Source organism: Streptomyces sp. WAC05292 (genome assembly GCF_003949955.1).
GTDB classification, from domain to species: Bacteria; Actinomycetota; Actinomycetes; order Streptomycetales; family Streptomycetaceae; genus Streptomyces; species Streptomyces globosus.
Genome location: NZ_RPSE01000683.1, coordinates 1 through 1,757 on the forward strand (window position 1 = coordinate 1; position 1,757 = coordinate 1,757).

Annotated in this window: 2 protein-coding genes; both read left to right on the top strand. The window is 75.3% G+C overall.

Annotated features, from left to right (window positions below; translation table 11 throughout):
* Positions 1 to 757, top strand: a 757-nt coding sequence (locus EF903_RS32340) for an ATP-binding cassette domain-containing protein (RefSeq protein WP_148142649.1), incomplete at its 5' end; no start/stop codon positions are given.
* Positions 754 to 1,757 (top strand): ABC transporter permease (locus EF903_RS32345; RefSeq protein ID WP_148142650.1); only part of this gene is annotated, 1,004 nt, incomplete at its 3' end. The genes EF903_RS32340 and EF903_RS32345, both read left to right, overlap by 4 nt.

The window sequence follows — 1,757 nt, forward strand, 5'->3', positions numbered from 1 at the left end:
ACCTCCGACCGTCCTGGCCCTGGAGGACGTCACCACCGAACGCACCGGCCCCGTCAGCCTCGAACTGCACGCCGGTGAGGTCCTCGGGCTCGTCGGCCTCACCGGCGCCGGGCACATGCACCTCGGCCGGGCCCTCGCCGGAGCCCTCCCGCTCCTCGGCGGCCGGGCCCTGCTCGCCGGCCGCCCCCACCGCCCCCGCTCCGTCGCCGAAGCCGTCGCCGCCGGAGTCGGATTCGTCGCGGGCAACCGCCAGGAGGAGGGCTGCGCCAATGACCTGACCGTCCGTGAGAACCTCCTCGCCAACCCGCGCGCCAACGGCGTCCCCGCCTGGCACTGGACCGGCGGCCGCCGCGAACGCGCCGAAGCCGCCGCCCTGATCCGCCGGTTCGCCGTGCGCCCGCCCGACGCGGAGGTGCCCATCGCCACCCTGTCCGGCGGCAACCAGCAGAAGGTCGTCGTCGGCCGCTGGCTCCACGGACGGCAGCGCCTGCTGGTCCTGGAGGAGCCCACCGCGAGCGTCGACGTCGGCGCCAAGGCCGCCGTCCACCGGCTTCTCGACGACGCCCTCGGCGCGGGCCTCGCCGTGCTCCTCGTCTCCAGCGACTTCGAGGAGGTCGCCGACCTCTGCCGGCGCGCCCTGGTCTTCGTCCGCGGGACGGTCGCCGCCGAACTCTCCGGCGCCTCCCTCACCGCCGCCGAACTCACCCGCACCGCCTCCGCCATGCCCGCCATCACCGGAAGCCCGACCGGCCGGTGACCGCCGCCCCCGCCCGCCGCCACCCGCGCAGCCACCGCGCCGGGCACCTCCTCGGCAGCTACGGCCTGCCCGTCCTCACCGTCGTCCTGTTCCTGCTCTTCTCCGCCGCCCTGCCCGAGACCTTCCCCACCCGGGACAACGTCTCCTCCATCCTCTCCAACCAGTCCATCCCCGCCCTCCTCGCGCTCGGCGCGACGCTGACCATCGCCGCCGGCCGGTTCGACCTCTCCATCGGCTACGGCCTGGGCCTCGCACACGTCCTCGTCATGCACCTCATCGTCACCGCCGGCTGGCCCTGGCAGGCCGCCTGCCTCGCCGTCGTCGCGGGCGGAGCGCTGGTCGGCGCCCTCAACGGCGCCGTCGTCGAATACGGCCGCATCAACTCCTTCATCGCCACCCTCGGCACCGGCAGCTGCATGTACGCCCTCACGGGCATGGTCACCGACGGCAGCCGGATCGTCCCCGGCCCCCAGGGCCTCCCGCCCGCCTTCACCAACCTCTACGACGCACGGTTCCTCGGCCTGCCGGTCCCGGCCTACTACGTCCTCGCCACGGCCGCCGCCCTGTGGGTGCTCCTCGAACGGCTGCCGCTCGGCCGGTACCTGTACGTCATCGGCTCCAACCCCCGCGCCGCCGAGGCCATCGGCATCCCCGTCCGCCGCCACTCCGTCCACGCCTTCACCGGATCCGGACTGGTCGTCGGCATCGCCGGCGCCCTCCTCGCCGCCCAGCAGCAGACCGGCAACCCGAGCGTCGGCCTCGACTACCTGCTGCCCGCCTTCGTCGGCGCCCTGCTCGGCTCCACCACGATCCGGCCCGGCCGCGCCAACGCCCTCGGCACGCTCGTCGCCGTGGCCCTCCTCGCCGTCGGCCTCGCCGGGATCGGCCAGCTCGGCGCCCAGTTCTGGGCGACCCCCCTCTTCAACGGCGGAACGCTCCTGCTGGCCGTCGGCCTCGCCGGATACGCCGCCCGCCGCCGCCTGAGCGCCCGGCCCGACCC